29 protein-coding genes and 1 pseudogene are annotated in these 26,308 nt (G+C 36.4%); 8 read left to right on the forward strand and 22 right to left on the reverse strand.

The genetic code is table 11. From position 1 onward, the window contains the following. Positions 1-33: 33 nt before the first annotated feature. Positions 34-1,689: an FAD-binding dehydrogenase gene (locus tag AC3WJF_RS14730; protein WP_492453455.1), complete on the reverse strand. Its 1,656-nt coding sequence runs from the start codon at positions 1,687-1,689 to the stop codon at positions 34-36. Between the two features lie 299 nt (positions 1,690-1,988). On the opposite strand from AC3WJF_RS14730, the gene AC3WJF_RS14735 reads away from it, so the two are divergent. Next, complete coding sequence (locus AC3WJF_RS14735) at positions 1,989-2,282, forward strand: HesB/YadR/YfhF family protein (RefSeq protein ID WP_492453457.1); 294 nt, start codon at positions 1,989-1,991, stop codon at positions 2,280-2,282. 40 nt (positions 2,283-2,322) lie between these two features. Here the strand turns inward: AC3WJF_RS14735 and AC3WJF_RS14740 are convergent, their stop codons facing one another. The 6 genes from AC3WJF_RS14740 to acnA all read right to left on the reverse strand — a co-directional run bounded on the left by AC3WJF_RS14740 (position 2,323) and on the right by acnA (position 7,058). Further along, positions 2,323-2,628 (reverse strand): hypothetical protein, encoded by a 306-nt coding sequence (locus tag AC3WJF_RS14740; RefSeq protein ID WP_492453459.1) that lies wholly within the window; start codon positions 2,626-2,628, stop codon positions 2,323-2,325. Positions 2,629-2,640: 12 nt separating this feature from the next. Continuing rightward, positions 2,641-3,063, reverse strand: coding sequence for an acyl-CoA thioesterase (locus AC3WJF_RS14745; RefSeq protein WP_492453461.1), 423 nt, complete (start codon positions 3,061-3,063; stop codon positions 2,641-2,643). Positions 3,064-3,337: 274 nt separating this feature from the next. Continuing rightward, positions 3,338-3,574: a small acid-soluble spore protein Tlp gene (gene tlp, locus AC3WJF_RS14750; protein WP_492453463.1), complete on the reverse strand. Its 237-nt coding sequence runs from the start codon at positions 3,572-3,574 to the stop codon at positions 3,338-3,340. A gap of 96 nt (positions 3,575-3,670) precedes the next feature. Beyond that, positions 3,671-3,814, reverse strand: coding sequence for an acid-soluble spore protein N (locus AC3WJF_RS14755; protein WP_055739731.1), 144 nt, complete (start codon positions 3,812-3,814; stop codon positions 3,671-3,673). 55 nt (positions 3,815-3,869) lie between these two features. After that, complete coding sequence (locus AC3WJF_RS14760; RefSeq protein WP_492453465.1) at positions 3,870-4,004, reverse strand: FbpB family small basic protein; 135 nt, start codon at positions 4,002-4,004, stop codon at positions 3,870-3,872. A 342-nt stretch (positions 4,005-4,346) separates the two neighbouring features. After that, the gene (gene acnA / locus AC3WJF_RS14765; protein WP_492453467.1) at positions 4,347-7,058 is read right to left on the reverse strand and encodes an aconitate hydratase AcnA; all 2,712 of its coding nucleotides are present in this window, start codon (positions 7,056-7,058) and stop codon (positions 4,347-4,349) included. A 339-nt stretch (positions 7,059-7,397) separates the two neighbouring features. Here acnA and sspO point away from each other — a divergent pair, with 339 nt between their 5' ends. Beyond that, positions 7,398-7,547, forward strand: coding sequence for a small acid-soluble spore protein SspO (gene sspO / locus AC3WJF_RS14770; RefSeq protein ID WP_492453469.1), 150 nt, complete (start codon positions 7,398-7,400; stop codon positions 7,545-7,547). 63 nt (positions 7,548-7,610) lie between these two features. Here sspO and AC3WJF_RS14775 read toward each other — a convergent pair whose 3' ends face one another. Beyond that, on the reverse strand, positions 7,611-7,868 hold the full coding sequence (locus AC3WJF_RS14775; protein WP_492453471.1) for a hypothetical protein: 258 nt from the start codon (positions 7,866-7,868) through the stop codon (positions 7,611-7,613). A gap of 118 nt (positions 7,869-7,986) precedes the next feature. Here AC3WJF_RS14775 and AC3WJF_RS14780 point away from each other — a divergent pair, with 118 nt between their 5' ends. Continuing rightward, positions 7,987-8,133: a small acid-soluble spore protein P gene (locus AC3WJF_RS14780; RefSeq protein ID WP_492453473.1), complete on the forward strand. Its 147-nt coding sequence runs from the start codon at positions 7,987-7,989 to the stop codon at positions 8,131-8,133. A 194-nt stretch (positions 8,134-8,327) separates the two neighbouring features. Here AC3WJF_RS14780 and selA read toward each other — a convergent pair whose 3' ends face one another. Further along, entirely contained in the window at positions 8,328-9,737 is a 1,410-nt protein-coding gene (gene selA / locus AC3WJF_RS14785; protein ID WP_492453475.1) for an L-seryl-tRNA(Sec) selenium transferase, read from the reverse strand. Between the two features lie 115 nt (positions 9,738-9,852). Between selA and selD the strand changes: the two genes are divergently transcribed. Then, positions 9,853-10,908: a selenide, water dikinase SelD gene (selD, locus tag AC3WJF_RS14790; protein ID WP_492453477.1), complete on the forward strand. Its 1,056-nt coding sequence runs from the start codon at positions 9,853-9,855 to the stop codon at positions 10,906-10,908. A gap of 86 nt (positions 10,909-10,994) precedes the next feature. Here the strand turns inward: selD and AC3WJF_RS14795 are convergent, their stop codons facing one another. From AC3WJF_RS14795 to AC3WJF_RS14815, 5 genes and pseudogenes are all read right to left on the reverse strand, one after another. Continuing rightward, complete coding sequence (locus AC3WJF_RS14795) at positions 10,995-11,612, reverse strand: lytic transglycosylase domain-containing protein (RefSeq protein WP_492453479.1); 618 nt, start codon at positions 11,610-11,612, stop codon at positions 10,995-10,997. 72 nt (positions 11,613-11,684) lie between these two features. Further along, a complete protein-coding gene (locus tag AC3WJF_RS14800; RefSeq protein ID WP_492453481.1) occupies positions 11,685-13,304 on the reverse strand; it encodes a long-chain fatty acid--CoA ligase in 1,620 nt (539 codons plus the stop codon). Positions 13,305-13,548: 244 nt separating this feature from the next. Then, positions 13,549-13,695, reverse strand: coding sequence for a hypothetical protein (locus AC3WJF_RS14805; protein ID WP_492453482.1), 147 nt, complete (start codon positions 13,693-13,695; stop codon positions 13,549-13,551). A 164-nt stretch (positions 13,696-13,859) separates the two neighbouring features. Then, a pseudogene (locus AC3WJF_RS14810) lies at positions 13,860-13,955 on the reverse strand (DUF1641 domain-containing protein); the annotation flags it as partial. Between the two features lie 395 nt (positions 13,956-14,350). Next, positions 14,351-14,890 (reverse strand): GbsR/MarR family transcriptional regulator, encoded by a 540-nt coding sequence (locus AC3WJF_RS14815; RefSeq protein ID WP_492453538.1) that lies wholly within the window; start codon positions 14,888-14,890, stop codon positions 14,351-14,353. A 470-nt stretch (positions 14,891-15,360) separates the two neighbouring features. On the opposite strand from AC3WJF_RS14815, the gene AC3WJF_RS14820 reads away from it, so the two are divergent. Genes AC3WJF_RS14820 through AC3WJF_RS14830 form a run of 3 tightly spaced genes read left to right on the forward strand, consistent with a single transcriptional unit; the run spans position 15,361 to position 18,342 of the window. Further along, positions 15,361-16,608: a quaternary amine ABC transporter ATP-binding protein gene (locus AC3WJF_RS14820; RefSeq protein WP_492453484.1), complete on the forward strand. Its 1,248-nt coding sequence runs from the start codon at positions 15,361-15,363 to the stop codon at positions 16,606-16,608. 1 nt (position 16,609) lies between these two features. Then, positions 16,610-17,458: an ABC transporter permease gene (locus AC3WJF_RS14825; protein ID WP_492453486.1), complete on the forward strand. Its 849-nt coding sequence runs from the start codon at positions 16,610-16,612 to the stop codon at positions 17,456-17,458. After that, the gene (locus AC3WJF_RS14830) at positions 17,458-18,342 is read left to right on the forward strand and encodes a glycine betaine ABC transporter substrate-binding protein (RefSeq protein WP_492453488.1); all 885 of its coding nucleotides are present in this window, start codon (positions 17,458-17,460) and stop codon (positions 18,340-18,342) included. Before AC3WJF_RS14825 ends, AC3WJF_RS14830 begins: the two co-directional genes overlap by 1 nt. Before the next feature lie 41 nt (positions 18,343-18,383). Here AC3WJF_RS14830 and AC3WJF_RS14835 read toward each other — a convergent pair whose 3' ends face one another. Both AC3WJF_RS14835 and glsA read right to left on the reverse strand, forming a co-directional pair. Next, entirely contained in the window at positions 18,384-18,596 is a 213-nt protein-coding gene (locus AC3WJF_RS14835; RefSeq protein ID WP_492453490.1) for a hypothetical protein, read from the reverse strand. Between the two features lie 245 nt (positions 18,597-18,841). Further along, on the reverse strand, positions 18,842-19,771 hold the full coding sequence (glsA, locus tag AC3WJF_RS14840; protein ID WP_492453492.1) for a glutaminase A: 930 nt from the start codon (positions 19,769-19,771) through the stop codon (positions 18,842-18,844). Positions 19,772-19,880: 109 nt separating this feature from the next. Here glsA and AC3WJF_RS14845 point away from each other — a divergent pair, with 109 nt between their 5' ends. Next, complete coding sequence (locus AC3WJF_RS14845) at positions 19,881-20,156, forward strand: alpha/beta-type small acid-soluble spore protein (protein WP_492453494.1); 276 nt, start codon at positions 19,881-19,883, stop codon at positions 20,154-20,156. A 30-nt stretch (positions 20,157-20,186) separates the two neighbouring features. Here AC3WJF_RS14845 and AC3WJF_RS14850 read toward each other — a convergent pair whose 3' ends face one another. From AC3WJF_RS14850 to AC3WJF_RS14875, 6 genes are all read right to left on the reverse strand, one after another. Continuing rightward, positions 20,187-21,338: an ABC transporter permease gene (locus tag AC3WJF_RS14850; protein ID WP_492453496.1), complete on the reverse strand. Its 1,152-nt coding sequence runs from the start codon at positions 21,336-21,338 to the stop codon at positions 20,187-20,189. Between the two features lie 21 nt (positions 21,339-21,359). Then, on the reverse strand, positions 21,360-22,571 hold the full coding sequence (locus AC3WJF_RS14855) for an ABC transporter permease (protein WP_492453498.1): 1,212 nt from the start codon (positions 22,569-22,571) through the stop codon (positions 21,360-21,362). Between the two features lie 12 nt (positions 22,572-22,583). After that, the gene (locus AC3WJF_RS14860; protein WP_492453500.1) at positions 22,584-23,516 is read right to left on the reverse strand and encodes an ABC transporter ATP-binding protein; all 933 of its coding nucleotides are present in this window, start codon (positions 23,514-23,516) and stop codon (positions 22,584-22,586) included. Positions 23,517-23,667: 151 nt separating this feature from the next. Further along, positions 23,668-24,333, reverse strand: coding sequence for a response regulator (locus AC3WJF_RS14865; RefSeq protein ID WP_492453502.1), 666 nt, complete (start codon positions 24,331-24,333; stop codon positions 23,668-23,670). Then, positions 24,330-25,553 carry a sensor histidine kinase gene (locus tag AC3WJF_RS14870; RefSeq protein ID WP_492453504.1) on the reverse strand — a complete coding sequence of 408 codons (1,224 nt, stop codon included), beginning with the start codon at positions 25,551-25,553 and terminating at the stop codon, positions 24,330-24,332. Before AC3WJF_RS14870 ends, AC3WJF_RS14865 begins: the two co-directional genes overlap by 4 nt. Continuing rightward, complete coding sequence (locus AC3WJF_RS14875; protein WP_492453506.1) at positions 25,550-26,176, reverse strand: hypothetical protein; 627 nt, start codon at positions 26,174-26,176, stop codon at positions 25,550-25,552. The genes AC3WJF_RS14870 and AC3WJF_RS14875 overlap by 4 nt, the downstream gene beginning before the upstream one ends. Positions 26,177-26,308 lie beyond the last annotated feature (132 nt).

Below are 26,308 nucleotides of genomic sequence, written 5' to 3' on the forward strand. Positions count from 1 at the left end.
TCTATCGAGAGAATAAAGCTCTTTTTTCAAAATTCACATTAGTTCTTCCGCAATGGCACGGCCAGCTACCCTTCCACTAAAAAGACATCCACCTAAAAATGTCCCTTCTAATGATCGATAACCATGTACCCCTCCTCCACCAAATCCTGACACCTCACCTGCAGCGTAAAGTCCAGGTATAAGCTTTCCGGTAGTATCAAGTACCCTGCCAGATAAATCGGTCTGTAATCCACCTAATGTTTTTCTACTTAGAATATTCAATCTTACGGCAATAAGAGGTCCGTTTTTAAGATCAAGGATTTTGTGGGGCTTTGCAACCCGAATTAATTTATCACCAAGATATTTCCGTGCTCCACGAATTGCCGTTATTTGCATGTCTTTTGTGAATAGATTTTCCATATCTCGATCGCGGGCTAGAATTTGCCTTTCAATCTCATTAAAATCCAATAATTTTTCATCCGTAATACTATTCATTTTTTCAACAAGCTCGGATAATGTATTAGCAATGACAAAATCCTCTCCGTTATCTAAAAAAGCCTGTACTGGAGCAGATGCTCCAGGTAGTGCTCTCCCTAATACTTGTCTAATACTTTTCCCTGTTAAGTCTGGATTCTGCTCCGATCCCGATAAGGCAAACTCCTTTTCAATAATTTTTTGAGTCAATATAAACCATGAATAGCTATACCCAGTCTTTTGAATCGCTTCCAATGTTCCTAGTGTATCAAAACCTGGGAAATTTGGAGCAGGAAATCTTTTCCCCTTTGCGTCCAGCCAAATCGAAGATGGCCCTGGAAGAATTCTAATTCCATGAAGATTCCATATCGGATTCCAATTTTTTATCCCTTCAGTATAGTGCCACATGCGATCACGGTTAACGATACGCCCGCCTGCATTTTCTGTAATAGAGAGCATTCTTCCGTCAACATGTGCTGGTACTCCGGAAAGCATGTGATTAGGTGGTAATCCAAGCCTCTTCGGCCAATTTTGCTTAATTAAGTCATGATTTGCACCTATTCCGCCACTTGTAACGGCAACGATTTGTCCTTTATATTCAAATTCTCCCACTACTACTCGAGAGCTTTCTTCTCCACGTGAAACATAGCTCAGTTCTAATATAGATCCACTTACCCCGCAGACAGCCCCATTATTTGTGAGGATACGATTGACTCGATGCCGGGGGCGGTAGACTATTAATCCTTTTTTTATGTACTCTCTTAACTTATGTTCGAAAGGCGCAACTATTCCTGGACCTGTTCCCCATACAATATGGAATCTAGGTACTGAATTTCCGTGTCCATCTGCAAGATATCCTCCACGTTCCGCCCATCCAACTACAGGGAAAAATCTTACTCCCATATTGTATAACCATTCACGCTTTTCACCAGCCGCAAAATCTACATAGTTTTGCGCCCATTTTTTTCCCCAATAGTCTTCATCATTATCTCGATCAAATCCGGCTGTCCCTAACCAGTCTTGCCAAGCTAATTCTTTAGAGTCGTTAATTCCCATTCTCCGCTGTTCTGGTGAATTCACTAGAAATAAGCCGCCAAATGACCACCAAGCCTGTCCTCCTAATGAGCTTTCTGGTTCTTGATCGAGCAATAGCACCTTTTTACCAGCATCGGCAATCTCCGTTGTTGCTACTAAACCAGCAAGACCTGCGCCTACTACTATAGCATCATAATCCACAAATACCCTCCATTCATAAGGTTATTTACCGTCTATATCTATTATTATGATTGTTCTATAACACTGTTTATTTAATATTCAGTATATAACCGACCATTATCGATTTCAATATATTGATTGAACGTTCTAATAATTCTCAAAAAAAGAACGACCACCATAATGAAAACTAATAATTTTCCTTAACAGCTATTCTTTGATAAAATTAGGAAAGTCAAAATGAATAAAAGAAGTAATAATCTTTAGAAGAGAACCTAAAGGATTCTATAATGCACTCTTTTTATATAGGAGGTATAAATATTATGAAAATTTTTGTTACCGATGATGCTGTTAAATGGTTCAATGATGAGATGGAAATTAGAGAAGGAGATTCGATTCGATTTTTTGTTAAATATGGAGGATCAACGGCCGTTCAAGAAGGATTTTCACTTGGTTTAATGAAAGAGGAAGCGGAAGATCCCGTTGTTACAACAACTAAAAACGGAATTTTATTTTTTATTGAAGAAAGAGATGTATGGTATTTTGATGGTCATGATTTACATGTTGGATATAGTGCTTCATTAGATGAACCAGTATTTGAATATAAAAAAGGCTAAGGAACTGCCTCCATCCGAATAATTCGGTATGGAGGTGTTATTATTTTAAAAGGAATTTTTTATGATTATTTAATATTCCTTCCACCTCTAGAATTTTTCTTTGAACGGGTCCAAGTAAATCGTAATGAGAATATCCGTCCTCACGATTATGTATCCATTCCTTTTTTAACCCATGACGGGCTCCCCAATCTTGCAGCTTATGTAAATCATTGCAGCCTACTTTTGTTACAGATCTGGCTTCAGGAAAACGATCATCTAGCCAATAATGGGTTAGAAATGCTATTTCTCCTCGATCAATTGATTTTTTCCACCGTCTAAGCTCTTCCTTAGTAATACCAAATGCCAACAGTTCCACACCCTACTCTGCCTTTTTTTCTCTTTCATACGCTTCATGCCAATCTGGGAACAGTTTTCTAATTGAAATCGGTCGGAACGACTCTTTTTTTACACAGGCATGCTTCGACAAAGAGGTAACGGAAAGTTCCCCGTTCTCTTTATAAATTTCATAGCCATATGTTATTCGGATTCCATCGTATGATTCAATCCATGTTTTAATGGTTGCGTTTTCTCCATATCGAACAGGTTTTTTATATGAAATTTCGATATCAATAACTGGAGAAAGAATACCTTTAGCTTCCATTTCTGCATATTTAAAGCCTAGATCTTCAATTAATTTTGTACGTCCTAATTCCATCCAAACTAAATAATTTGCATGATATACAACACCCATTTGGTCTGTTTCCGCATACCTTACTTCGATTGTTTTTTCAGATATTATCATATCTTCACCTCAAGTATAACTAGTACCATCATTTTATCATGCATTTTTTCGTTCGGAAACTCATATGACTTGTACATAAGGTTGTTCTCGTATTAATTGTGGCTTTTCGTCATTTGTTTTAAATCTTAAGTGATTTTGTCTTCGGGGCATAAAGTTTATTGTTTTTTAACCCAAATAAGGTTGTAACAAGTGTTTTCGCATGAAAAATCAGCAAAATTTAATGAAAAGAGCCTTACATAATGAAAGCCGGCAAGTGCCGGCTTTTGAGATACAATTATTGATAGTTATTACTTTCCTGTGCACTAGCTTCGTCTTTAATCTCGCTTCTCATCGCATCGATACTTTCACGACGGCGCTCATTTTTTGCTTCAATGTTTGCTTTTTGTTCGCTATCAGATAATTCTGCTGTAGCTTCAGCTTTTTCCATATTTTCTATCGTGTTTTGCACCATATTTTGGAGCTTCTCTACATTATCGCTGCGATCATCTGGTTTCGGTTTGTCCCATGCCATTAGCTTATTCCTCCTTGAAGAAAATAAGTGTACCGTAATGTCGATACATGATTAGTGTAACTAGTTATCAAAAAAGAATAGATGGAAATTGCAGGTTTATTCCCCTTTTGTTTGCATCACCTGTGCATGTTCACCGGATTGATCCTGCATCTTCTTTCCTTTATTACCACCAGCTGATCGCTGCTGTGTTCCAATATGGTTTGGTACATAATCTTGAGGTTTTCTTTTTGGATTACTCAATAAATATTCCCTCCTTTTCTTTTTAGTTTTTCCGAAACGTCAGGGAATATGTGATTTATTCTGCTTTAGTAATCATTCGTTTCTGTTCCAGCTTTATCTCTAACCGCTCTATTGCATCACGATCCTTTAGAAGTTCTTGCTTATTTTCCATTACAAGATCAGTAAATGATTTTTTCATCGATTTTCTCATTTTGTATGTCTCCTTTTCAAAATTTGTCTTTTTCCTATTATTTAGTATGGTCAGTTATTTGCATAATTATAATATATTTTGAACATTTTTAGAAAAGCAGAATCGCCTTGCTCATCGGAGTATGGGTGAGTGAATTAGCATTTCAAATTCACCGGGTGAAATTTGAAGTTTAATTTTACCGGGTGAAATTTGTACTTCCAATTTTACCTGATTGTTAATCGTAGGGAGGAGACGGAGAAACCCATTAGCCATTAGGCGCTGAAGCTAGACAGGAACTAAGCATCCTAAATATTTTTGAAATAAAAAAACACATCTCGTTAAAAACAAGATGTGTTTTGTAATTTACGCTTGTAATTTATCACGAAGTACCATTTGTAGAATACCACCATGACGATAGTAATCAATTTCCACTTCGGAATCGAAACGTACTAATACTTCGAATTGTTTTTTGTTTCCAGCTTCATCAGTAGCTGTTACAGTAAGGATGTCACGTGGTTTTACATTTTCATCCACTTGAACATCGATTACTTCTTTTCCTGTTAAGCCAAGTGTTTCAGCGTTCTCACCTTTCTTGAATTGAAGAGGAAGAACTCCCATCAATACAAGGTTTGAACGGTGAATACGTTCGAAGCTTTCCGCAATAACAGTTTTAATACCTAATAGGTTAGTACCTTTTGCTGCCCAGTCACGAGAAGATCCCATACCGTAATCTTTACCAGCAAGTACTACTAAGCCAGTTCCATCTTCTTTGTACTTCATGCATGCATCATAGATAGAAGTTACTTCATTAGTTGGCCAGAAAGTAGCATAGCCACCTTCAGTTCCTGGTGCGATTTGGTTACGGATGCGAATGTTCGCAAATGTACCGCGCATCATTACATCATGGTTACCACGACGAGAACCATAAGAGTTAAATTCACGAGGTTCTACACCGCGTTCACGTAAATATTTACCTGCAGGAGTGTCTTTACCGATTGCACCCGCTGGTGAAATATGGTCAGTTGTAACGGAGTCTCCAAACTTCGCGATTACACGTAAGCCAGATAAAGGTTTAACTTCTTCTGGATTTGGTGAAAGATTTTCGAAGAATGGTGGGTTTGCGATATAAGTTGACTCTTCATCCCAAGTATATAATGGATCATTACTTGTTTTGATTTCGTTCCAACGCTTATTATCGTTGAATACATTTTCGTATTCTTTACGGAATAATTCTGGTGTTACAGTTTCTTTAACTGCTGCATTTACTTCTTCTGTAGTTGGCCAAATGTCTTTCATGAATACATCGTTGCCATCTTTATCTTTTCCGATAGGTTCATTTACTAGGTCAATATCCACTGTACCTGCTAATGCATATGCAACAACAAGTGGTGGTGAAGCTAAGTAGTTAGCTTTTACTAATGGATGAATACGACCTTCAAAGTTACGGTTACCAGAAAGTACAGAAGTTACAAGTAAATCACTTTCAGAAATTGATTTTTCAATTTCGTCTTTTAAAGGACCAGAGTTACCGATACAAGTCGTACATCCGTATCCAACTACGTTGAATCCTAATTGATCTAAGTATGTTTGTAAACCGGAATCTCTTAAATATCCTGTAACTACTTTTGATCCAGGTGCTAGTGAAGTTTTTACAAACTTAGGAACTTCTAAGCCTTTTTCAACAGCTTTCTTCGCTACTAAACCTGCTCCAAGCATTACATATGGGTTTGAAGTGTTTGTACAGCTTGTGATAGCCGCAATTGCAACAGCACCAGTTTTCATGGTAGCTTCGTCACCATTATCAAACTTAACAACAGCTTCTTTGTTGATTTCAGCATCTTTAAGACCGAATCCTTGGTTACCTACTGGTGCAGTTAATGCATCTTGGAATGCTTTTTGCATTTTAGATAACGGAATTAAATCTTGTGGACGTTTAGGACCAGAAAGATTTGCTTCGATTTCAGAAAGATTAATTTCGACTACATCAGTGTAAACTGGTTCTTCATTTTCTGGAGTAAAGAACATGTTGTTTTCTTGTAGATATTTTTCTACAAGCTTCACTTGTTCTTCTGGACGACCAGTTAGACGAAGATACTCTAAAGACTCGGCATCAATTGGGAAGAAACCGCAAGTAGCACCGTATTCAGGAGCCATGTTAGCAATTGTAGCACGGTCTGCTAATGGAAGTGTAGATACACCAGGACCGAAGAATTCTACAAATTTACCAACAACGCCTTTTTGACGTAATACTTGAGTTACTTTCAATGCTAAGTCAGTAGCAGTTGCACCATTAGGCATTTCACCAGTTAATTTAACTCCGATAACTTCAGGAATTGGGAAGTATGATGGTTGTCCAAGCATACCTGCTTCTGCTTCAATACCACCTACACCCCATCCAAGAACACCGATACCGTTGATCATCGTTGTATGAGAGTCAGTACCAACTAATGTATCAGGGAATGTTTCGAATTCACCTTCAGCATTTTCGATAGCATGAACAACGCTTGCTAAGTACTCAAGGTTTACTTGGTGAACGATACCTGTTGCTGGTGGAACAGCACGATAATTATTGAATGCTTTTGTTGCCCAGCTTAAAAATTGATAACGTTCTGCATTTCGTTCAAATTCAAAATCCATATTTGCATTTAATGCGTCAGTAGTACCATATTTATCAACTTGTACAGAGTGGTCAATAACAAGATCTACCGGGATTTCTGGGTTGATTTTATCAGGATTTCCACCTAAATCAGCCATTGCTTTACGAAGTGATGCAAGGTCAACAACTGCCGGAACACCTGTGAAATCTTGTAAGATAACACGAGAAGGCTTGAATGGCACTTCTGCATCCTTTACTTCTTCAGATCCCCATTTTGCAAGGTTTTCAACATGTTCTTTTGTGATTACACGGCCATCTACTTGGCGAAGAACAGATTCTAATAATACTTTCACGGAATAAGGTAAGCGTGAAATACTCGCTACACCTGCTTCTTCAAGAGCTGCAAGACGATAATAGTTATAACGCTTTCCTTCTAGTTCAAAGGAAGTACGTGAATTAAATACGTCATTTTTAGCCACCTGATATTCCCCCTTCTTTTCAATAATGCATAATAAAATCGATAATTGGAAGAAAAGCTCGAATGTTAGTCTCTTACTTTTCGCACATTAACATCTTAATACAAGAAATTACATAAGTAAATAACAAGAATGTTATTGTTTTTCATAAGTATTTCTTATCAAAAACTTGTGATGCATAATTCTAATATCAAAACTTATGGCTTTCTACCTTGATTGCATTTATTATTTTCCGTTTAATCTCGCTTGATATGTACAAAATAATAGAAATTTCTGCTTTAGTAATAATTAACTGCTATAGCGGAGATTTGCGGTGAAAATTTTAAGTTAGAGGTGAATAAGGTGGGAAAACGAAAGGCTAATCATATTATTCCTGGAGCAAATGCAGCAAAAGCGCAAGGGATGGGAACGGGCTATAATGAAGAATTGTCCAACGAACCATTAACGGCTGCGCAAAAACAAAATAATAAGAAACGTAAGAAAAACCACTAATTTAAGAACATATTTTAAACGAAAAAACTCGCCAGTATTAGCGAGTTTTTTCTCTTGATATCATCAAAATTCATTCACTTCGTTTACTATTTGTTGAATATCATTTTTAAACTTTTCTAATTGAGGTCTTTGTGTTTCACTTGCCACTTCCATTGCGTTTTCAATCTGTTGATAAGTTTCATTTACTTCTTGTTTTAAATGTTTTAATTGATGACCATAGCTCGCACTATCTCTTTCGAGGTTGCTATAAGCATCTTGTACTTGCTTTGATCCTTTTTCTGCAGCCTGAAATGCTTGTTGTTTATTTTTATGATGTGCCATCCATTCTTCTTCCCTTCACAAAAATAAATTGCAGAAATAGATTGTGCAAAAAATCAAATTTTATGCAGTATAAATTGTTGATGACGGCACAATCTAAAATATAGGAGGGATACTAAAGATGACAAATAAAAATGATGGAAAAGATATGAGAAAAAATGCCGAAAAAGGTCATATCGATGGGCAACCAGAGCCTTTAAGTGGATCGAAAAAGGTGAAAAACCGCAATCATACTCGTGCTAAGCATAATAAGAGTCATGATATGTAATAAGAAAAGCGCAAGTGCCTGTTCATCGACGTACAAACTATTGAAATTGAAGTGCAAATTTCACCTGGAGGGCTTCGACTGAGATAAAGGAAACACGGCGAGGAACGAGTCGATGTTGACTTATCGTAGGGAGGAGACCGGAAGTTTGCTAGTCGATAGGCACTAGAGCTAGACATTGTAAAGATACCAGGTCATTATCGACCTGGTATCTTTTTTAATTCTTCTAGCAGAAGGTTTTCTTCTTCTTTGGCAATTGTTCTAAAATCGAATATTAGCTCATCTTGATGAATTCTTGATAATATGCAGATTTGACCGGTTCTTAATTGCTTTGACAGATCGTCTGCTTTGATTTTTTTATGCTTTAAACAGAGTACATATGTTTTTAATGTAACATCAGGCAATGATCCCCCACCTATTTGACTCGTATCTTCCTTTAAACTGATGATAAAGTCTTCTCTTTCCAGTGAGAGCACCTTTTTAAAATCTTCTGCTCTTTGTTTTATAATAGAAGAATTCATCGTCATAGCGTATAAGGTAGGTATTTTACAATGTGCCTCTCCTTTTAAGTAGTGAAGCAATGTCGCTTCCAGAGCTGCTATTGTCATTTTGTCAACACGCAGCACACGTGCTAGCTGGTGCTTTTTTAATTTCTCAATATAATCCTTCTTGCCGGCGATAATTCCCGCTTGTGGCCCGCCTAGTAATTTGTCTCCACTGAAGGATATGATATCTGCACCGGCTTTTAACTTGCTGCTAACAACGGGTTCGTCTCCTATTCCAAAAGGGGTTAAATCGAATAATGCCCCGCTGCCAAGATCTTCATAGAGAAGTAATGAAGGGTGTTTTTGTTTAATAGAGTAAAGAGTTTCTGTATCAACGGAACTAGTAAATCCTTTGATAGTAAAGTTACTTGTATGTACCTTCATGATGGTGGATGTTTGATCACTAATAGCATTTTCATAATCTTTTAGATGTGTTCTATTAGTTGTTCCAACCTCTATTAGTTTTGCTCCGGACTCCTCCATAATGGCCGAAACCCGAAAGGATCCGCCAATTTCAATGAGCTCCCCTCTAGAAATTATGACCTCTTTCTCTTTCGCAAATGTATGTAAAATAAAATATACAGCTGCAGCATTATTATTGACGACAAGTGCTGCTTCTGCTCCTGTAAGTTCTTTGATTATTTCTTCTACATGAGAATGTCTTGTTCCGCGCGTTCCATTTTCTATATCATATTCAAGATTTGTATAGGATAAAGCTGTCTCCATAACATGTTCAGCCGCTTCTTTACTTAAACGTGCTCTACCGATATTTGTATGTAAAATTGTGCCTGTTGCGTTAATTATTTTTTTTATTGAATAGGTAAAAAGCTGAGCTGTTGCTTTTTCTACTCTATGAAAAAATTCTTTTAAAAATTCTATTGTTCCAGGGTGACTGCCTCCCCATTCATTTATTAAAATAGATTGCCGAATATCATTAATTTCGTCCTTTATGATAATGGATAACTGTTCAGATGGAATTTTATATTTATTTATAATGTATTGAAATGAATCTGTTTTTTGCAGTTCATGTATAGGTGGTATAGAACGAACCATTTCACGCATATGTATGCCTCCTAGATTATTTAAAATTATTTTATTATTCACCGCCATCCCATTGCAAATTTGTTTTCATGTTTTACAAAAAAGGATAAACTAAAAAATATTGGAGGTGGTATGGATGAGTGAACATGAAAAACTACGTTTGACAGCTCTTTCTACCAAAGCTGGCTGAGGCTGCAAAATTGGTCCCGAGGACCTTGCGCAAGTTTTGCGTAAATTACCAAAAACAAAAAATGTTCCAGAACTATTGGTAGGAAATGAGACATCGGATGATGCAGGAGTATATCAATTAACAGACGATATTGCACTAGTTCAAACAATTGATTACTTTACTCCAATTGTGGACGATCCATATATGTTTGGGCAAATAGCTGCTGCAAATGCCCTTAGTGATGTTTTTGCCATGGGGGGAACACCAAAAACTGCCTTAAATATTGTTGGTTACCCTATCAAGAAATTAGGTGCTGATATTTTAGCAGAAATTTTACGAGGTGCTTCTGATAAAGTTCATGAAGCTGGTGCTATCACAATTGGCGGACATTCCATCGATGATCAGGAACCAAAGTTTGGTTTATCTGTAACCGGTATTGTCCATCCAAGTAAGGTATGGAAAAACGTTGGTGCTATGCCAGGTGATGTTCTCGTTTTAACAAAACCGATTGGTGTTGGCATCATGACAACCGGAATCAAACGAAATGCAGTGACTAAGGAGCAAGAGGCAATTGTCACAAGTGTAATGGCGATGTTGAACAAGGAAGCTGCTGAATGCTTGAAAAAGTATGAACCGCATGCTGTTACCGATGTTACTGGATTTGGATTGTTAGGTCATGCAAGAGAAATGGCTGATGGAAGCGGCGTTTCCTTTAACATTGATTATAGTAAAGTGCCAATTCTTAATGGTACATATGAACTCGCAAAAAATGGAGTAATGCCAGGCGGTTCCAAGTCTAATCATAAGTGGTTAGCGGATGATATCATATATGATTCTTCCCTATCTGAAGAGCAGCAGTTTATATTATGTGATGCGGTTACATCCGGTGGATTACTTGTTGCGATGAAAGTATCAGATGCACTTTTTTATGTAGAGGACTTGCAGCAAAAAGGTATAGAAGATGCAGCCATTATTGGTACGGTTACAGAAAAGAAAGACTCGATTATTCACGTTTTTAAGTGACGATATTTTATATTTGTAATGAAAAATCCCCTTTTGAAAAGACTCAAGGGGATTTTCGTTTCAGTTTGGTGCCTGGCACCATATAGCTAATATTCTTGCTTGTAAATTTTAATATAATATAAGACTTCTTTTACGTAGTCATTGCTATGATTATATGAATATATCGCTTTTTTAAAATTTCCGTCAGCAGCACCATTATGCGCAAGATAGTTTGCCGCACTAAAGACTGCATCATAAATATTAAATGGATCTGCTATTCCATCTCCATCCGCATCCACACCATAGCCTCCATATTTTTGGATAATTGCTGGATTTTCTTTCTCCTTTTTGGGAATGTTCCCTTTCCCTTTACCGGAACAGGAAGGGTGTTTCCAGCCGACAAATGTACATGGCATAAACTGCATTGGCCCTTCAGCCCCGACTGGTGAAACCATTGTTTTCATAGTAGAAAAACGAGTTTCCACGCGGTGATGAGCTGCAAGGACATACCATGGGACACCGTATTTTTTCTCTGCTGCTTTATATATTGGAATATATTGAGCTGGAATTTCCATATCAAGTTGTTTCGGCTGTTTTTTTTTATCTTCGTGATCACCATTTAAAAGTACATATACAACGATAATTACGAACGGTATTAGCAATATTAATAATGGAGATTGATTATTCTTTTTTCGCTTTTTGAATGATTTTTTCTTTGCTGCCATTTTTTTGTCTATGGAATCCTTTCATGACTGAAACTGTAACTATATTACACTATATTTATTATACAACAATTATTATTCAGCATTGGCATAGTAATGCTTCCATTGATCCCGTAATGTCCTCTTTAGAAATTTCCCTACAGAGGTTTTCGGAATGTTCTCTAAAAATATGATCTCGTCTGGGACCCACCAATTGGAAAATTGACCTTTTAAAAATATGTTAAGCTCATCTTCGGAAATTTGAGTTTTATAAGCATCTTTTAGAACAACACAAGCTAATGGCCGTTCTTGCCATTTTGGGTGCGGGATTGCAATAACGGCCGCTTCGAAAACTGCTTCGTGAGACATTAGAGCATTTTCAAGTGCTACGGATGAAATCCATTCTCCGCCGCTTTTAATTAAATCCTTTGTCCGGTCGGTAATTCGAATATATCCATCTTCATCCATTACCGCAATATCACCGGTATAAAGCCAACCATCCTTAAATGCTTCATTTGTACGTTCATCTTTATAATATTCGTCTGCAATCCAAGGACCTTTGACGATTAATTCTCCCATTGTCGTTCCATCACAAGGTACATCGCCATTTTCATTTACAACCCGAATATCTAAGCCAGGAACAACTAATCCAGTTTTAGAACGAATATCAATTTTTTCCTCTAGAGAAAGGGAATCCATCTCACTTGTAAAGGTAGATAGACTAACGATTGGACTTGTTTCCGTCATTCCGTATCCTGAAATAAATGGCACCTTATACTTTTCTTCAAAAGCTCGAATGAGTCCCTTAGGAGATGCAGCCCCACCGCAAACTAGTAACCGTATACTGCTTATATCATAATGATTTTCCTCTAATTCCTTTAACAAACCAATCCAAATGGTTGGGACACCACCTGTAATGGTTACTTTTTCTTGTTCAATCAACTCAGCTATTATTTTTGGTGTAAAAGAAGGACCAGGCAAAACTTGTTTTGTCCCATACCAAACTGAAGCAAAAGGTAGTCCCCAAGCGTTTACATGAAACATGGGTACAACAGGCATAGAAACATCTCGTTCACATAATCCAAGTGTGTCAGCGAGACCAATTGTTAGACTATGAAGGACGATTCCTCTATGTGAGTAAACGACACCTTTTGGATTGCCAGTTGTGGCAGAAGTATAGCACATTGCTGCAGGTGTATGCTCGTCCATATCAGATAAAAATGAAAAAGATGGGTCTGCTTCTTCTAACAGTTGCTCATACGAATAGACAGGATTTAAAGTGGTATTCGGCATTTCCTTCTGATCAGACATTATCACAAAGCATTCAACCGTTGTTAATTGATCTTTAATTTTTTCAATTATAGGCAGTAGGTCAGGGTCTATAAGTAATATTTTGTCTTCAGCATGGTTTATGACATAAGTTAAATGTTCTTGAGATAGTCGGATATTGACCATGTGAAGAACAGCACCGCTGCATGGAACAGCAAAATAAGCTTCTAAATGGCGGTGGTGGTTCCAAGCAAAAGTGCCAATCTTATCGCCTTTTTCCATCCCAATCTTTGTCAATGCACTTGCTAATTTTCTAGTTCTTTCTCCTATTTCTTTGTAAGTAAATCTATGAATGCCGGATAGTGTTCTTGAAACGACTTCTTTTCGCGGAAAATATTTCTCTGCACGTTCGATCATGGAGGTTAATAGTAGTGGTGTGTCCATCATATTTTTCTTCCCCCCTCATTTTTATGTTAGCGCTTTTCATATTTGAGGTTCTAAGATGGTTATATTCATTCATTTCGACCTATAGACCAAAATACCTGCCAAAAGTAGAAATTGCTATAAGAAAAATATGTTAAACAGCACCACCAATAGAAAAGTCGACAAATCATCATGAGATTGATGAAAATTGTAAGTATTTAATTCATCTAATTGATTACTTTGCCGCCTTTGTTCCTGTAGTTGTCCGTTAATCCACTTCTAACCGACATCGATGTGGCAGCCCAGCTTCCGAAATAATTATTTCAGGCAATTGTAGACATAATTCAGGCGTTTCGAGAAATAATTCAGTCACTACAAGGAATAATTCAGGCATAACGGCAAATAATTCAGTCACTTGCAAAAACCCCCTTCAATAGGGGGACGAACTGACGGTAACATCCCTCCTGATACACAAATAAAAAAAAAAAACACCACAGTTCAAGTAACTGTGGTTGTCACAAATTTTATACATTCTTATCTTTTAAAAAAAGGAGTGCCGTCGCTCTGCCTCCCCCTACCCTATTCCAACTCTTTTCCCATTCCCCTTAAAAAATGAAGTAGAAAATTTATTGCACGATTAATATCGGGATCTTTCAAATACTTCATTAACTGAAAAGCGTTGATATCCTTCCCTGTATCCATATTAGCTGAACCTTCTTCGATTCCTTTTTTTATACCATTTACTAATTGGTCGATATCTTTACTATTTATTTCTACTGTTCGACTTGAATGTTTCGTAATGGAATCATTAACTAATGATAAAAGATTATATTTTTGCAGCTGTTTGACAAGATTGATAAGTTCGTAAACATGTTCTTTATTATTCTCTAAAAAATGGTGTAAATCTGTTGTATTATGTTTGGCTCCAAGTGAAACAGAATCTGGACTATTGATTTTATGTTTCATTAACAAAACCCCCAACAATGAATTCACCTTTAATCGTATGAACGTTTTTGGGGATTCATGCAAAAAATAAAAAAGAAGACTCAACATAAGTTGAATCTCGTTTACTATTCTTGGCTTTTCTTAGGAACAAAATTAAATATTTCATGGCTTTCAAATGTATCGACTAACCGATCTAGCCATTCATAATACTCCAATGTAAATTCTAATTTCTCAATATCACCTTTAATAGTTTCTTTAAACTCTATGTCTACTTCTTCATATTGAAGCATTTCCTTTAGTTCCTTAATGGATTTTGAAATACTATTTGTATTCATGGAAATAGCGCTTCTCCATTTGACGGAAAATAAATCGATAAAATTTTGATACCAATCGCCTTCAACTGCATATAAATCCCGGCGCATCCCTTTTTTCCACACTTTATCTACCATTTTCAGTTCCAATAAAGTACGAACGGAAGTACTCATACTAGTCTTGCTCATTCCTAATTCATCTTTCATTTCATCTAATGTTAATGGCTCATGATGAAAAAACATCATGCCATATAATCTTCCAATAGAAGGAGTAATCCCGTATAGGTTCATATTTTGAGCAATTGACTCGATGACCCGTTCCCTTACTTTTTCCAGTTGGTCCTTCGCATTCAACAATATTCACATCCTAATCATAAGTGGCTATTTTCGTATCGCTTGAAAAATCCAAAAGCCAATTTTATCCTGTTTAAAATCCAAATAACGGTTATCACTTGTTGCTTTTCGTAAATTTTAATAAATTCTCATCTTGACCTTGTTTTGGGGCATCTATTCTTAAATAAGTATTTATTCTTAATCCAAATAGGAATGCTTATAGATTTTGTCTACAAAAGTAAAATAGTTTAAGAAAAGAGCCTCAAATAACTCCTCATTTAATAATCTATCCGTTTCAACTTGGAATGTAAAGTATCCTCATGTAGGAGGATTCAAGAGGAAATCGAAGGAAATTTAAGAACACACATCATCAAGTGTGTACAGTTTTTACTTTACGAACTGTATGAACGGAATATAAAGGGATATGGAGTTTGAGTGTTCCCTTCCAATTTCTATACAATTATAGAGTGGCAACTAAGAGGGGTGATTGGATGATAGAAGAAAACAAGAAGATAAAAGTACATGTTAAGAATGTCACTAAAATATTTGGCAAACACACAAAAAAAGCGTCACATCTATTATCAAACGGAAAATCAAAACAGGAAATCTTAAAATTAACCGGAGCCACAATTGGAGTAAATCAGGCAAATTTTGAGGTTTACGATGGTGAAATCTTCGTTATTATGGGGCTATCCGGAAGTGGAAAATCGACACTTGTTCGAATGTTAAATCGATTAATCGAACCGACATATGGTGAAATTCTCATTGATAATGAAAATATTACTTCGATGACAAAGGAACAGCTTCGTAATGTCCGTAGAAGGAAAATCAGTATGGTGTTTCAGAAATTCGCGTTATTACCTCATCGAACAATTCTCCAAAATACCGAATATGGATTAGAAATTCAAGGTATTGATAAACAAGCAAGAAAGGAAAAAGCGCTGCAATCCTTAAAATTGGTAGGTTTAGAAGGCTACGAAGACCAATATCCAGATCAATTAAGCGGTGGGATGCAACAGCGGGTCGGCTTAGCAAGAGCTTTAGCTAATGACCCTGATATTATGCTAATGGATGAAGCTTTTAGCGCATTGGATCCATTAATTAGAAAAGATATGCAGGACGAATTATTAGAATTGCATCATTCCATGGGTAAAACGATTATCTTTATAACCCATGACCTCGATGAAGCTCTTCGTATCGGTGACCGAATAGCCTTAATGAAGGATGGCCATATCGTGCAAATCGGTACACCAGAAGAAATCCTAATGAACCCTTCCAATGAATACGTTGAGAGATTCGTAGAAGATGTCGATTTCTCTAAGGTTTTGACGGCAGGACATATTATGAAGCGTGCTATGACGGTTCAAGTGGAAAAAGGTCCAAGGGTTGCTTTAACATTGATGAAGAATCTCGCTATCTCTTCTATATATGTTGTAGATAAACAAAATCGTTTATTAGGTGCGGTTACAGCGCAAGATGCAAAAGAAGCAGCTCAAAACGGTAAATCTCTTGAAGAAGTATTGATTAGAAAAATTACCTCTGTTCAAAGTGATACATTACTAACAGACCTTTTTGAAATTGTATCAACGGCAAATATTCCTGTTGCAGTAGTGGATGAGCGAGGCAGAATGAGAGGAATTGTCATTCGAGGAGCATTGATTGGTGCCCTTGCTGGGAACGAGAATTATATTCATCAATCTGAAATCATGGAACCTTCTGCAGTGAAGGAGGTGAATTAAGATGGATAATTGGTTACCTAGAATTCCATTAGCTGATTGGATCGATACATTTGTAGATTGGTTAACAACTACTTTTGGCGGACTATTTGATGATGTCTCTTCTATAGTTGAAAACTCTGTGGACGGAATTGTAAAGGTATTGGGTCTATTACCGCCATTTGTACTGGCGATTATTATTGGATTGCTTGCCTTATGGCTTACCAAAAAAAGCATTGCGATTTTTACGTTTATCGGATTCCTAATTATAAATTATCTTGGCTATTGGGATGCAATGCTTAACACATTGGCTCTTGTCTTAACTTCGGTTATTATCTCCATTGTTGTAGGAATTCCAATTGGGATATGGTCCTCGCAAAAAGTGTTGGTTCGCAAAATCGTAACGCCAATACTTGATTTCATGCAAACAATGCCTGCTTTCGTGTACCTTTTACCAGCCATCTTCTTTTTTAATATCGGAGTGGTACCAGGTGTTGTTGCATCGGTTATTTTTTCGATGCCTCCAACAATAAGACTTACCATTTTAGGAATTCAGCAAGTTCCTGAAGATATTATTGAAGCAACGGAAAGCTTTGGTTCCACTACCTATCAAAGGTTAATCAAGGTTCAATTGCCACTCGCTATGCCTACGATAATGGCCGGAATTAACCAAAGTATCATGCTTGCTCTTTCAATGGTTGTTATCGCATCTATGGTAGGTGCACCTGGGTTAGGAGAAGAAGTGTATCGGGCAGTAACACAATTAAAAATCGGTGTTGGTGTTGAAGCTGGTATTGCTATTGTCATTGTTGCCATTGTTTTAGATAGAATTACGCAAAATGTTGGAACAAGGAAAAAAAGGGGGAATTTATAATGTGGAAAAAAATAATCGGGTTGGCGTCTGTTGCTGCACTCTCTTTCAGCCTTGCAGCATGTGGTAGTGATAAAGCGAGTTCAGACAAATCTTCCGTTGGAGATAGTGTCGATCATAAAATAATCGGTATTGACCCAGGTGCAGGAATTATGCAAGCAACGGATAAAGCCGTTAAGGAATATAAATTAGATGATTGGCAGATTGTATCCGGGTCAAGTGCTGCGATGACTGCAATGTTAAAGAAGGCATACGATAAAAAGAAACCTATCATTATTACAGGCTGGAACCCTCATTGGATGTTTGCAAAATACGATTTAAAATATTTAGAGGATCCAAAAGGTGTATATGGAAGTGCGGAAGAAATCCATACTATTGCCAGAAAAGGACTTAAAGAGGATCTTCCGGAAGCTTATAAGATTCTAAGTAACTTTAAGTGGACAGAAGATGATATGGGCAAAGTTATGCTTGATATTCAAGAAGGCACAAAACCGGAAGATGCTGCCGCTAAATGGGTGAAAGATAATGCTGAGAAGGTCGCTAAATGGACAGAAGGCGCAAAAAAAGTGAATGGTAAGAAAATCAAACTTGTGTATGTAGCATGGGATAGTGAAATTGCCAGTACAAATGTGATTGGAAAAGTACTTGAAGACCAAGGATATAAAGTCACATTAACACAAGTAGAGGCAGGACCAATGTGGACTGCTATTGCCGATGGAAGTGCCGATGCTTCTCTTTCTGCTTGGCTTCCACTAACCCATAAAACATATGCAGATAAATACAATGGAAAATTTGAGGACATCGGAACAAGTATGACAGGCGTAAAAATAGGTCTCGTTGTACCAAAGTATATGAAAATTGATTCAATCGAGGATTTACAAAAATAATGAAACAAAAAGAAGAGTCTCTACTTATAGAGGCTCTTTTCCTATTTGCTATACTCTAAATCTACTATCCAGCACTCAAGTACGAGGTCGTAATACGGATCTGATTTAGCTTGCATTATTTTGTTTCCATATTCATCAAGCACTTCATCCCCATCTAGTTCAAACATCCTAAAGTTGTCCCCTTTTTGCAGCTGCCAAAAATCAATTTCTACCCATTTATTGTCTTTAAAGGCTAGCGTTCTTCGAAAATTCACGTTTCATCCCCTCTGTACATGATATGTAGTATCTTTTACATTTAATTCGAAATATGTAAAAAGGACTATGTATTTATCATAAAGAATCTTAAATGTGTGTTGTCCTATTTTATATTTTTAAAAAATTGTTTGTCGAACTACTTAAACAAGCCTTTATGAGAGTCGATTAACAGCGCTGTGTAGGCGGGTTGGCCAACTTTCAAATACTTGTTCACATGTAAGTTTTGTAAAAGGATGAATAATGATTAAAACATGCTTAATGAATATTTTTGGGACATTTTTTCTAGCAGTTTTACCCCAGCGATACTATTTCCCTTTTCATCTAATGATGGACCATATAATCCGATTCCACATTTACCTGGTACTGCACCGAGAATTCCTCCTGAAACTCCGCTTTTTGCTGGAATTCCTACTTTTATAGCAAATTCACCAGAAGCATTGTACATTCCGCATGTTACCATAAATGTTTTGCAAATACGGGCAATCTCATGAGGTATCACTTGTTTTCCAGTTAACATATCAACTCCATCCATCGCCAAGACGCAGCCGATTTTAGCTAAATCCAAGCAGGTTACTTCAATTGCACACTGCTTTGTATATAGATCAATCAATTCCTCCACGTTTTCATCGATTACGTTATGCTGTTTCAAAAAATAACAAAGGGAGCGGTTTAAATCGGCCGTCTTAAATTCAGAGCTAGCGACTTCTTCATTTACTTTAATTCGATCATTTCGTGTAATGTCATGGATGAAGGTCATTAATCTTTGTAATCGTTCCTCTACATTTGCTCCCTTTATCATATGTGTAACAGCTAAAGCACCTGCATTAATCATTGGATTCAGCGGTTTAGAAGGCTTATTTGTCTCTAATTTTGCAATGGAATTAAACGGATCGCCAGTTGGTTCTTGACCGACTCTTTCAAAAACATAGTCTGCTCCCCTGTCCATGATTGCAAGTGCTAAAGTTATTACCTTTGAAATACTTTGCAATGTCATGGATTGCTGACATTCACCTGCTGTGAACCCACTTCCATCTGGGTAATATATAGAAATCGACAAATCATTTTGTTTTGCTTTTTTTAGGGCAGGAATATAATCTGCCACTTTCCCTTCATTTGCATAAGCTCTGCATTCATCGACTAATGCTTGTAATTCAGTGTTTGATTGACAATTCAAGATTGTTCCCCCGTTTTAATTTTTTATTTATTTTGCACCAAATAGTAAGGATACACTACCACATGAAAAAATAAAAGCTGGAAAAGCTAAAATAAAGGAGGGATCTAATATGGCAAGAAGAAATAGACAAACCCTTGTACCAGGAGTTCGCAATGCGCTTGATGCTTTTAAAGGGCAAGTGATGGAAAAGCAAGGATATAAAGTCGATCCACAAGATCCGAATAGTGTGAAATATGAAGTTGCTAAAGAACAAGGTGTGCCTTTAAAAAAAGGGTATAACGGAAATCTTTCATCAGAGGAAGCAGGAAAAGTTGGCGGTCCGATTGGTGGTAATATGGTCAAAGAAATGATTAAAATGGCTCAGGAACAACTTAAAAACAAATAGTGCCGGGAATTATCCGGCACTATATTTCCATTATTGAACACGTACTCTAAACAAACCAATTGAAAGAAAGACAACGGCGAATCCTAATAAAATCGTTACGGGTGTTAAAATATCTGGTAAAGTTCCTCCCTCGACGATTAATCCCGTAAAACCTTTCATTGCCCATGATTGCGGGACAAAATTGGCGATTTTTTGCATGATGTTAGGGACTATATTTAACGGCCAATACACTCCACCAAGCATACAAGTGGATACAATAATTAGTGTTCCAATAGCAGATTGTTGCTCCGTTGTTTTTACGATACTTGCGATGGCTAATCCAAGTCCTACCACACAAAGTAATAGTGAAGAGATTAGTACAATTAATCCAATGATATTCCCCCATTCTACATGAAAGACAATGGAAGAAAAGGTCATTAAAATGCCAAACTGAATCCAGCCAATTAGAAAGAATGCTAATAAATATCCCATGATTAGTTGAAATTTTGTGATGGATGTTGTCAATAATCGAGACCAAACTCCTGAACTTTTCGCTTCAATAATCACTCCGGTTACAGACATTATCATCATCATCACAAACATTATCGAAAAGCCAGCCGAGCTGTATGACATTCCGCTCAATGTTTTCTCTGAATCATTACTGGAAACAATTTTTGTGATTTCATTTGTTTTAATTTCTGAATTTGATAGTTTGTCAAACATAATCGTCCAATTGTTTTTACTCACATTTCCCCATTCAACCGCCGAAATTACTTGCAGCATCATAAGGTGGACTTTTTGATTTAATGATTGTTTTATTATGATGTTAGTAGTCGAACCTGGTTGATACTGAAAGAATAGCTTTGGATTCTGATCTGCTGCCATCTGTTCCTGAAAGCCTTTTGCTATCGTAACAATACCTTCAATTTTATGCTCTTTGATTAAATCAGCAGATTTTGTCTCACTTGTTTCCTTAACCTTTAAAGTGTGGTCTTGTTTTAACCGGTCAATTAAAACAGCCGATAGATGAGATTTGTCCTTATCGACAATTGCTAGTGTTATCGCTTGTGACGAATCATTACCAAAAACACTTCCGAATAACAGGGTGAAAATAATAGGCAGCACTACCATTAATATATAGGCAGAGGGCTTACTTAAAGTTCTTTTTATTTCAAAAAAACAAACCGCTAATGCTTTTCTCATAATAATTTCTTCCTTCCTTCATTAGTTTGTTATCGTCCGTAAACGGAATGTTCCTATCAATGTAGCAACAAATCCGATACCAATTAAAATTAACACTGGCACAATCAAACTGCTCCAAGATGCACCCGACATAATATTTGTAAAGCTTGTTAATGCCCACGAATTAGGTACTACCTTTGAGATGTTTTGTAAAACTTGTGGAAAAACAGAAACTGGAATCATCGATCCACCGAGTAAAGAAAATACTTGCACTAACATTCCACCTAAGGAATCAGCCATCTTTTCAGTTTTCATAAAAGCTGCAACAATCATCGACAAACCGGAAACAGATATACTGTAAGCGAAAGCAATTGTGAATATTTGCAGCAAGTTATTCCCCCAATTTACTTGTAATAAATAATGGGTAGCACCGATAAAAATTAGAAACTGTATCAATGTATAGAAAAAAGTTCCTAAAAATTTACCAAATAAAATAGATCCATTCCTAGTCGGTGAAGTCATCATTCTGGAAAGTGTAATATTTGCACGTTCCGTTAGAATGGACTTTCCGCCAACCATTGCATTAAATAGTAAAAACATTGCTGCCATTGCTGCTGCGTAATATTGTATAGATGAAACTTGTTTCTTTCCGATCGATTTTTCTGAAACAAATTTGCTTTCACCGGCTGCCTCTTTTAATAATTTACTTGTTAGCTCTGTTCCAATTGTGTTCAGTTCTTTCCCAGTTGTGCCTGTAGACGCTAAATCAGAAACAACTGCTTTCGTAGAACCAGATACTGTTGTGGTTGTTTTTATATATGCTTCAGTTAATTGCTGGATAATATTAGCTTCGAATTCCTTACCAGAAGATACTTTAATGATAGCTGGTTCGATGTAATTGTTCTCAAGCTCAGTACTCCAATTTTTCGGTAATATTAAGCCAACATCTACTTTCTTATCGCGAATCAATTTGTTTAGTTCTTTTTGAGTGTGTACTGTTTTAGTATTGATTGATTTCTTAATTGTTTTGTCTTGTAAAACTTGATGAACAAATTGGTTGCTCATGGTGTCTTTATCTTGCTGATACACAGCAATAGATATTTTCGGAATGGAGGATGAGTCCCCCATTACCCCTTTTAAAGCGGATCCTAAAATAATAGTTAATACGAAAGGCATTAATATCATCATAAGCAGCGCTTTTCGGTCCTTAATTCGAATGGAAAAATCCTTTATTGCTATTGCAAAGCTTTTCATATTTATTCCCCCCTAATCTCTTAGTTTTCTACCAGTTAATTGTAAAAATAACGATTCTAAATTTTGCTCTTTCAATTGAATAGATTGGATAGAAATGTCATGTATGGAAGCGAGTGAAATTACTTCCGTTAAAACACGATGTTTATCTGAAAGTAATATTTCAATGGTTCCATCCTCTACAACATTCGAACTTTCAATACCATCAATGTTGTTAAGATTAACTAGGAAATCAACCGTAGTTTTATCTACTACTAATTGCAATATATCCCCTCCTGCTAGACGGTTACAAAGATCTGTTTTGTTCCCGATTGCAATTAGTTTGCCGTAATCTATGATTGCAATCCTTTTACATAGGTAATCTACTTCTTCCATGTAGTGACTCGTATAAATAATGGTCATCCCACTTTCATTTAAGCGTTTCACTGTCTCTAAAATATGATTTCTTGACTGTGGATCAATCCCCACTGTTGGTTCATCCATAATTAACAACTCAGGCTTATGCATAAGTGCTGCACCAATATTAATTCTCCGTTTCATTCCACCAGAAAAGGTTTCAATTTTGTCCTTGGCACGATCCTTTAACCCTACTAATTCTAGTACTTCATTTGCCCTATTCTTTACTTGCTTCCCAGTTAGGCCATACATTTTTCCCCAGAAAACGAGGTTTTCAAATGCTGTCATTGTCGGATAAAGAGCGATATCTTGAGGAACAACCCCAATTTTTTCACGGATTTTCATAGGTTTTTTCTTTACGGATAAGCCATCTACCTGAATATCTCCTTCATCATATGGAATCAGCCCGCAAATCATGGAAATGGTCGTTGATTTTCCTGCACCATTTGGACCGAGAAGTCCAAAGGCTTCTCCTTTTTGAACTTCAAATGTTACACCTTTCACTACATGATGATCTCCAAAGCTTTTTTTTATATTGGATATTGATAACATAGTTTTTTCCTCCCGAATGAACATCTATTTTGTTATTTCTAATGTTATTTTAATAAGAAATGGCAATGTTTCCATCTCTCTACAGATAGATTTTGCAACATAAAAAAAGCGACACCAATGTGCCGCTTTTCCTTATCTAATATGCCAAAAGTCATATTTGGAAAGTCGTAATCCCATAACGTACAGCAAAAATAGCTGCTTGCGTTCGATCCCTAATATGTAATTTTTGAATAATGTTGGAAACATGATTTTTTACCGTTCCCTCTGTAATGTACAACGTATTGGCAATTTCTTTATTATTTAATCCTAGTCCCAAGGCTTTTAACACTTCTAATTCCCGTTCGGTTAACTCTTGTATCACAGTAGGAACTTCATCTGACTTATCATTCGGCGATTCTTTCAATCGCTTCTCCAACAATACTTGATTAGTAAAATCTTTTGGTAAGACGATGCCTCCATAGTATACTGTCATGATGGATTGAACGATGGTATCAGTAGACATATCCTTTAGTAAATAGCCTGAAGCTCCTTCATGAAGGGCATCGTAGATGAGATCACTATCGTTAAAGGTTGTAAGCATTAATACCTTTATGTCTGGCATCTTTTCTAATAATTTTTTTGTTCCTTCTACTCCGTTCATAACGGGCATTCGAATATCCATTAATGCTATATCTGGTCTTTTCTCAAGAGCCACATTCATTGCTTCTAATCCATTACCAGCAGTTCCTACCACTTCAATTTCCGATCTTAAATTTAAAAGTGAGCCAAGCCCTTCTCGAACGAGGGGCTGGTCATCCACTATGATGATTTTAATCATCTTAATACCTCCAAGGAATTCCATTTGAATTGTTTTAAAGGGATCGAAAATGTAATGTAGAAGCCTTCACCCTCTTTTCCCTCAAAAAAGATTTCGCCACCATGCTCTTGTATCCTTTCTTTCATATTTTTTAGGCCAAATCCTGGGACAACCTTTTTTACTCCTTGGCCATTATCAAAAATTTCAACAGAAACCTCATTTTCAGAAATAGTAATCGAAACTTTATAAAAAGTAGCGAAACCATGCCGTTTTGCATTTGTTAACGATTCTTGTATGACCCTTTTAATCTGTGGTTGGATAGATGGAGTTAACAACGTAACATCACCGACAACATTCAAGCTTGTTTCTACATTAGACATAGCAGAAAAATCGGACAACATTTCCCGAAGTGATGGGATGAATCCAGTATTATGCGCATCGTCTTCACGTAAGGTACGTACAGATAAACGAATTTCTTCTAAAGAATTTCTCGTCAATTTTTCGCAAACGGTAAGAACTTCCTCACCTTTAGTTAAATCTAATTTTAACAGTTCTTTCGCTAACTGAATTTGCACTAGTAATGCTGTCATGTTATGGCCTACCGTATCATGAATTTCACGGGCAATTCGATTTCGTTCTTGAATAACTGTTAAGTCCTCCACTTGTTTGGAGTACTCACTCAATTGTTCGTGCGTTTTTCTTAGTTTTTCATGTGATTCGGTTAACTGAAGAAATTGGCTAGAAATCGTTTCCCTTGCGTTCATTAAATTTCGTATTAAGCCTCCAACGATAGCACAAAATACTACGAACATTAAGTTTAAAATATTATCTCCTATATTAAACTCCTTTGTTAAGACAAATTTTTCGGTGCTTATTAAAATCCATACTGCGAAGAAGATAGCTGAAAATAGAAAAAGTATTTTTTTTTGATCAAAAGTAAGAAATATTCTAGTGGAAATAACACCAAAGAAAATCAAATAAATTAAACTTCCTTCCTCTACGAAGAAAAAGCCAAATCCTGCACATAAAATAAAATCAACAGCAATACATAACAATTGTACAGAAAATCTTTCTGAAGAAAATTGGATAAAATGATTCACGAAAAAAATAATCATTGCTGCAATAATGTAAAATAGTCTAAATGAATCATCTTTACTAATAAATGAAAAATAAGTGCTGCTTAAAAGTAAAAACATAAAAATCTTTGCTAATTTTAATGTAAAAAAATATTCCTTCTTCACAGCCTATCCTCGCTAATAATATATTGATGCAGCTTATTCAAAGTAAAAATTCCTTTTATACCACTGCAATGATTAAAATAGTGTATACTTTCTTCCATTGTTAAACCTACCTCCATTAATCCTCTTGTTATGACTTTTAAATAAGAAGAAGGTGGTAAGGAAAACTTCTCGGTTTTCATCGATTTTGTATTTGTAAATGTAAACATTGGTGATCCATCCTTATATCCCAAAAAGACGATTCTTCCATACCAGCTATTATTGATATCTTGATAGCCATTTTCTATTACTTTATGTAAATCGATAGAGAGATGATCTTGATGATTTTCTTGCGCAACGACACCCTCGAATTGTTCATCTGTGATTAAATACATTCTACCTACTGTCTTTACATCCGACAGCTTTTCATGACCAATAAAAGCAACACCGCCTTTCCCCCATTTACTTCTTTCTTTTGCAAAATACAGAGGGTAATTTAATTCTATTTTCTCATCTGCTATTGGTGGCGTTTTGTCTCGACAGCCTTTTTCCACTTTTTCCGAACCTTCTGGCTTTCCCCCTTGGATATAACACATAAATCTATCCCTACAAAGATTGGATCCATAACTTACATACCAAACTTTCATGTATATCACTCCTAAGTAGTAATCGAATCTTTATTCGATAAAAACTATAAAAAATCCTTTAAAATTTAGTATCTAAATATTTCTTAGAGAGAAAAAACGTCTCTTCCGAATTAAATTCGGAGAGACGTTTTT

The organism is Heyndrickxia sp. FW510-T9, from assembly GCF_058781025.1.

Bases quoted from the DNA above. Each gene is read 5' to 3' on its own strand.
- AC3WJF_RS14735 (WP_492453457.1), top strand. From the start codon at position 1,989: ATGAAAATTTTTGTTACCGATGATGCTGTTAAATGGTTCAATGATGAG.
- AC3WJF_RS14745 (WP_492453461.1), bottom strand. From the start codon at position 3,063: ATGATAATATCTGAAAAAACAATCGAAGTAAGGTATGCGGAAACAGAC.
- tlp (WP_492453463.1), bottom strand. From the start codon at position 3,574: ATGGCATGGGACAAACCGAAACCAGATGATCGCAGCGATAATGTAGAG.
- AC3WJF_RS14760 (WP_492453465.1), bottom strand. From the start codon at position 4,004: ATGAGAAAATCGATGAAAAAATCATTTACTGATCTTGTAATGGAAAAT.
- AC3WJF_RS14775 (WP_492453471.1), bottom strand. From the start codon at position 7,868: ATGGCACATCATAAAAATAAACAACAAGCATTTCAGGCTGCAGAAAAA.
- AC3WJF_RS14780 (WP_492453473.1), top strand. From the start codon at position 7,987: ATGACAAATAAAAATGATGGAAAAGATATGAGAAAAAATGCCGAAAAA.
- selA (WP_492453475.1), bottom strand. From the start codon at position 9,737: ATGCGTGAAATGGTTCGTTCTATACCACCTATACATGAACTGCAAAAA.
- AC3WJF_RS14795 (WP_492453479.1), bottom strand. From the start codon at position 11,612: ATGGCAGCAAAGAAAAAATCATTCAAAAAGCGAAAAAAGAATAATCAA.
- AC3WJF_RS14800 (WP_492453481.1), bottom strand. From the start codon at position 13,304: ATGATGGACACACCACTACTATTAACCTCCATGATCGAACGTGCAGAG.
- AC3WJF_RS14820 (WP_492453484.1), top strand. From the start codon at position 15,361: ATGATAGAAGAAAACAAGAAGATAAAAGTACATGTTAAGAATGTCACT.
- AC3WJF_RS14825 (WP_492453486.1), top strand. From the start codon at position 16,610: ATGGATAATTGGTTACCTAGAATTCCATTAGCTGATTGGATCGATACA.
- AC3WJF_RS14830 (WP_492453488.1), top strand. From the start codon at position 17,458: ATGTGGAAAAAAATAATCGGGTTGGCGTCTGTTGCTGCACTCTCTTTC.
- AC3WJF_RS14845 (WP_492453494.1), top strand. From the start codon at position 19,881: ATGGCAAGAAGAAATAGACAAACCCTTGTACCAGGAGTTCGCAATGCG.
- AC3WJF_RS14850 (WP_492453496.1), bottom strand. From the start codon at position 21,338: ATGAGAAAAGCATTAGCGGTTTGTTTTTTTGAAATAAAAAGAACTTTA.
- AC3WJF_RS14855 (WP_492453498.1), bottom strand. From the start codon at position 22,571: ATGAAAAGCTTTGCAATAGCAATAAAGGATTTTTCCATTCGAATTAAG.
- AC3WJF_RS14860 (WP_492453500.1), bottom strand. From the start codon at position 23,516: ATGTTATCAATATCCAATATAAAAAAAAGCTTTGGAGATCATCATGTA.
- AC3WJF_RS14865 (WP_492453502.1), bottom strand. From the start codon at position 24,333: ATGATTAAAATCATCATAGTGGATGACCAGCCCCTCGTTCGAGAAGGG.
- AC3WJF_RS14875 (WP_492453506.1), bottom strand. From the start codon at position 26,176: ATGAAAGTTTGGTATGTAAGTTATGGATCCAATCTTTGTAGGGATAGA.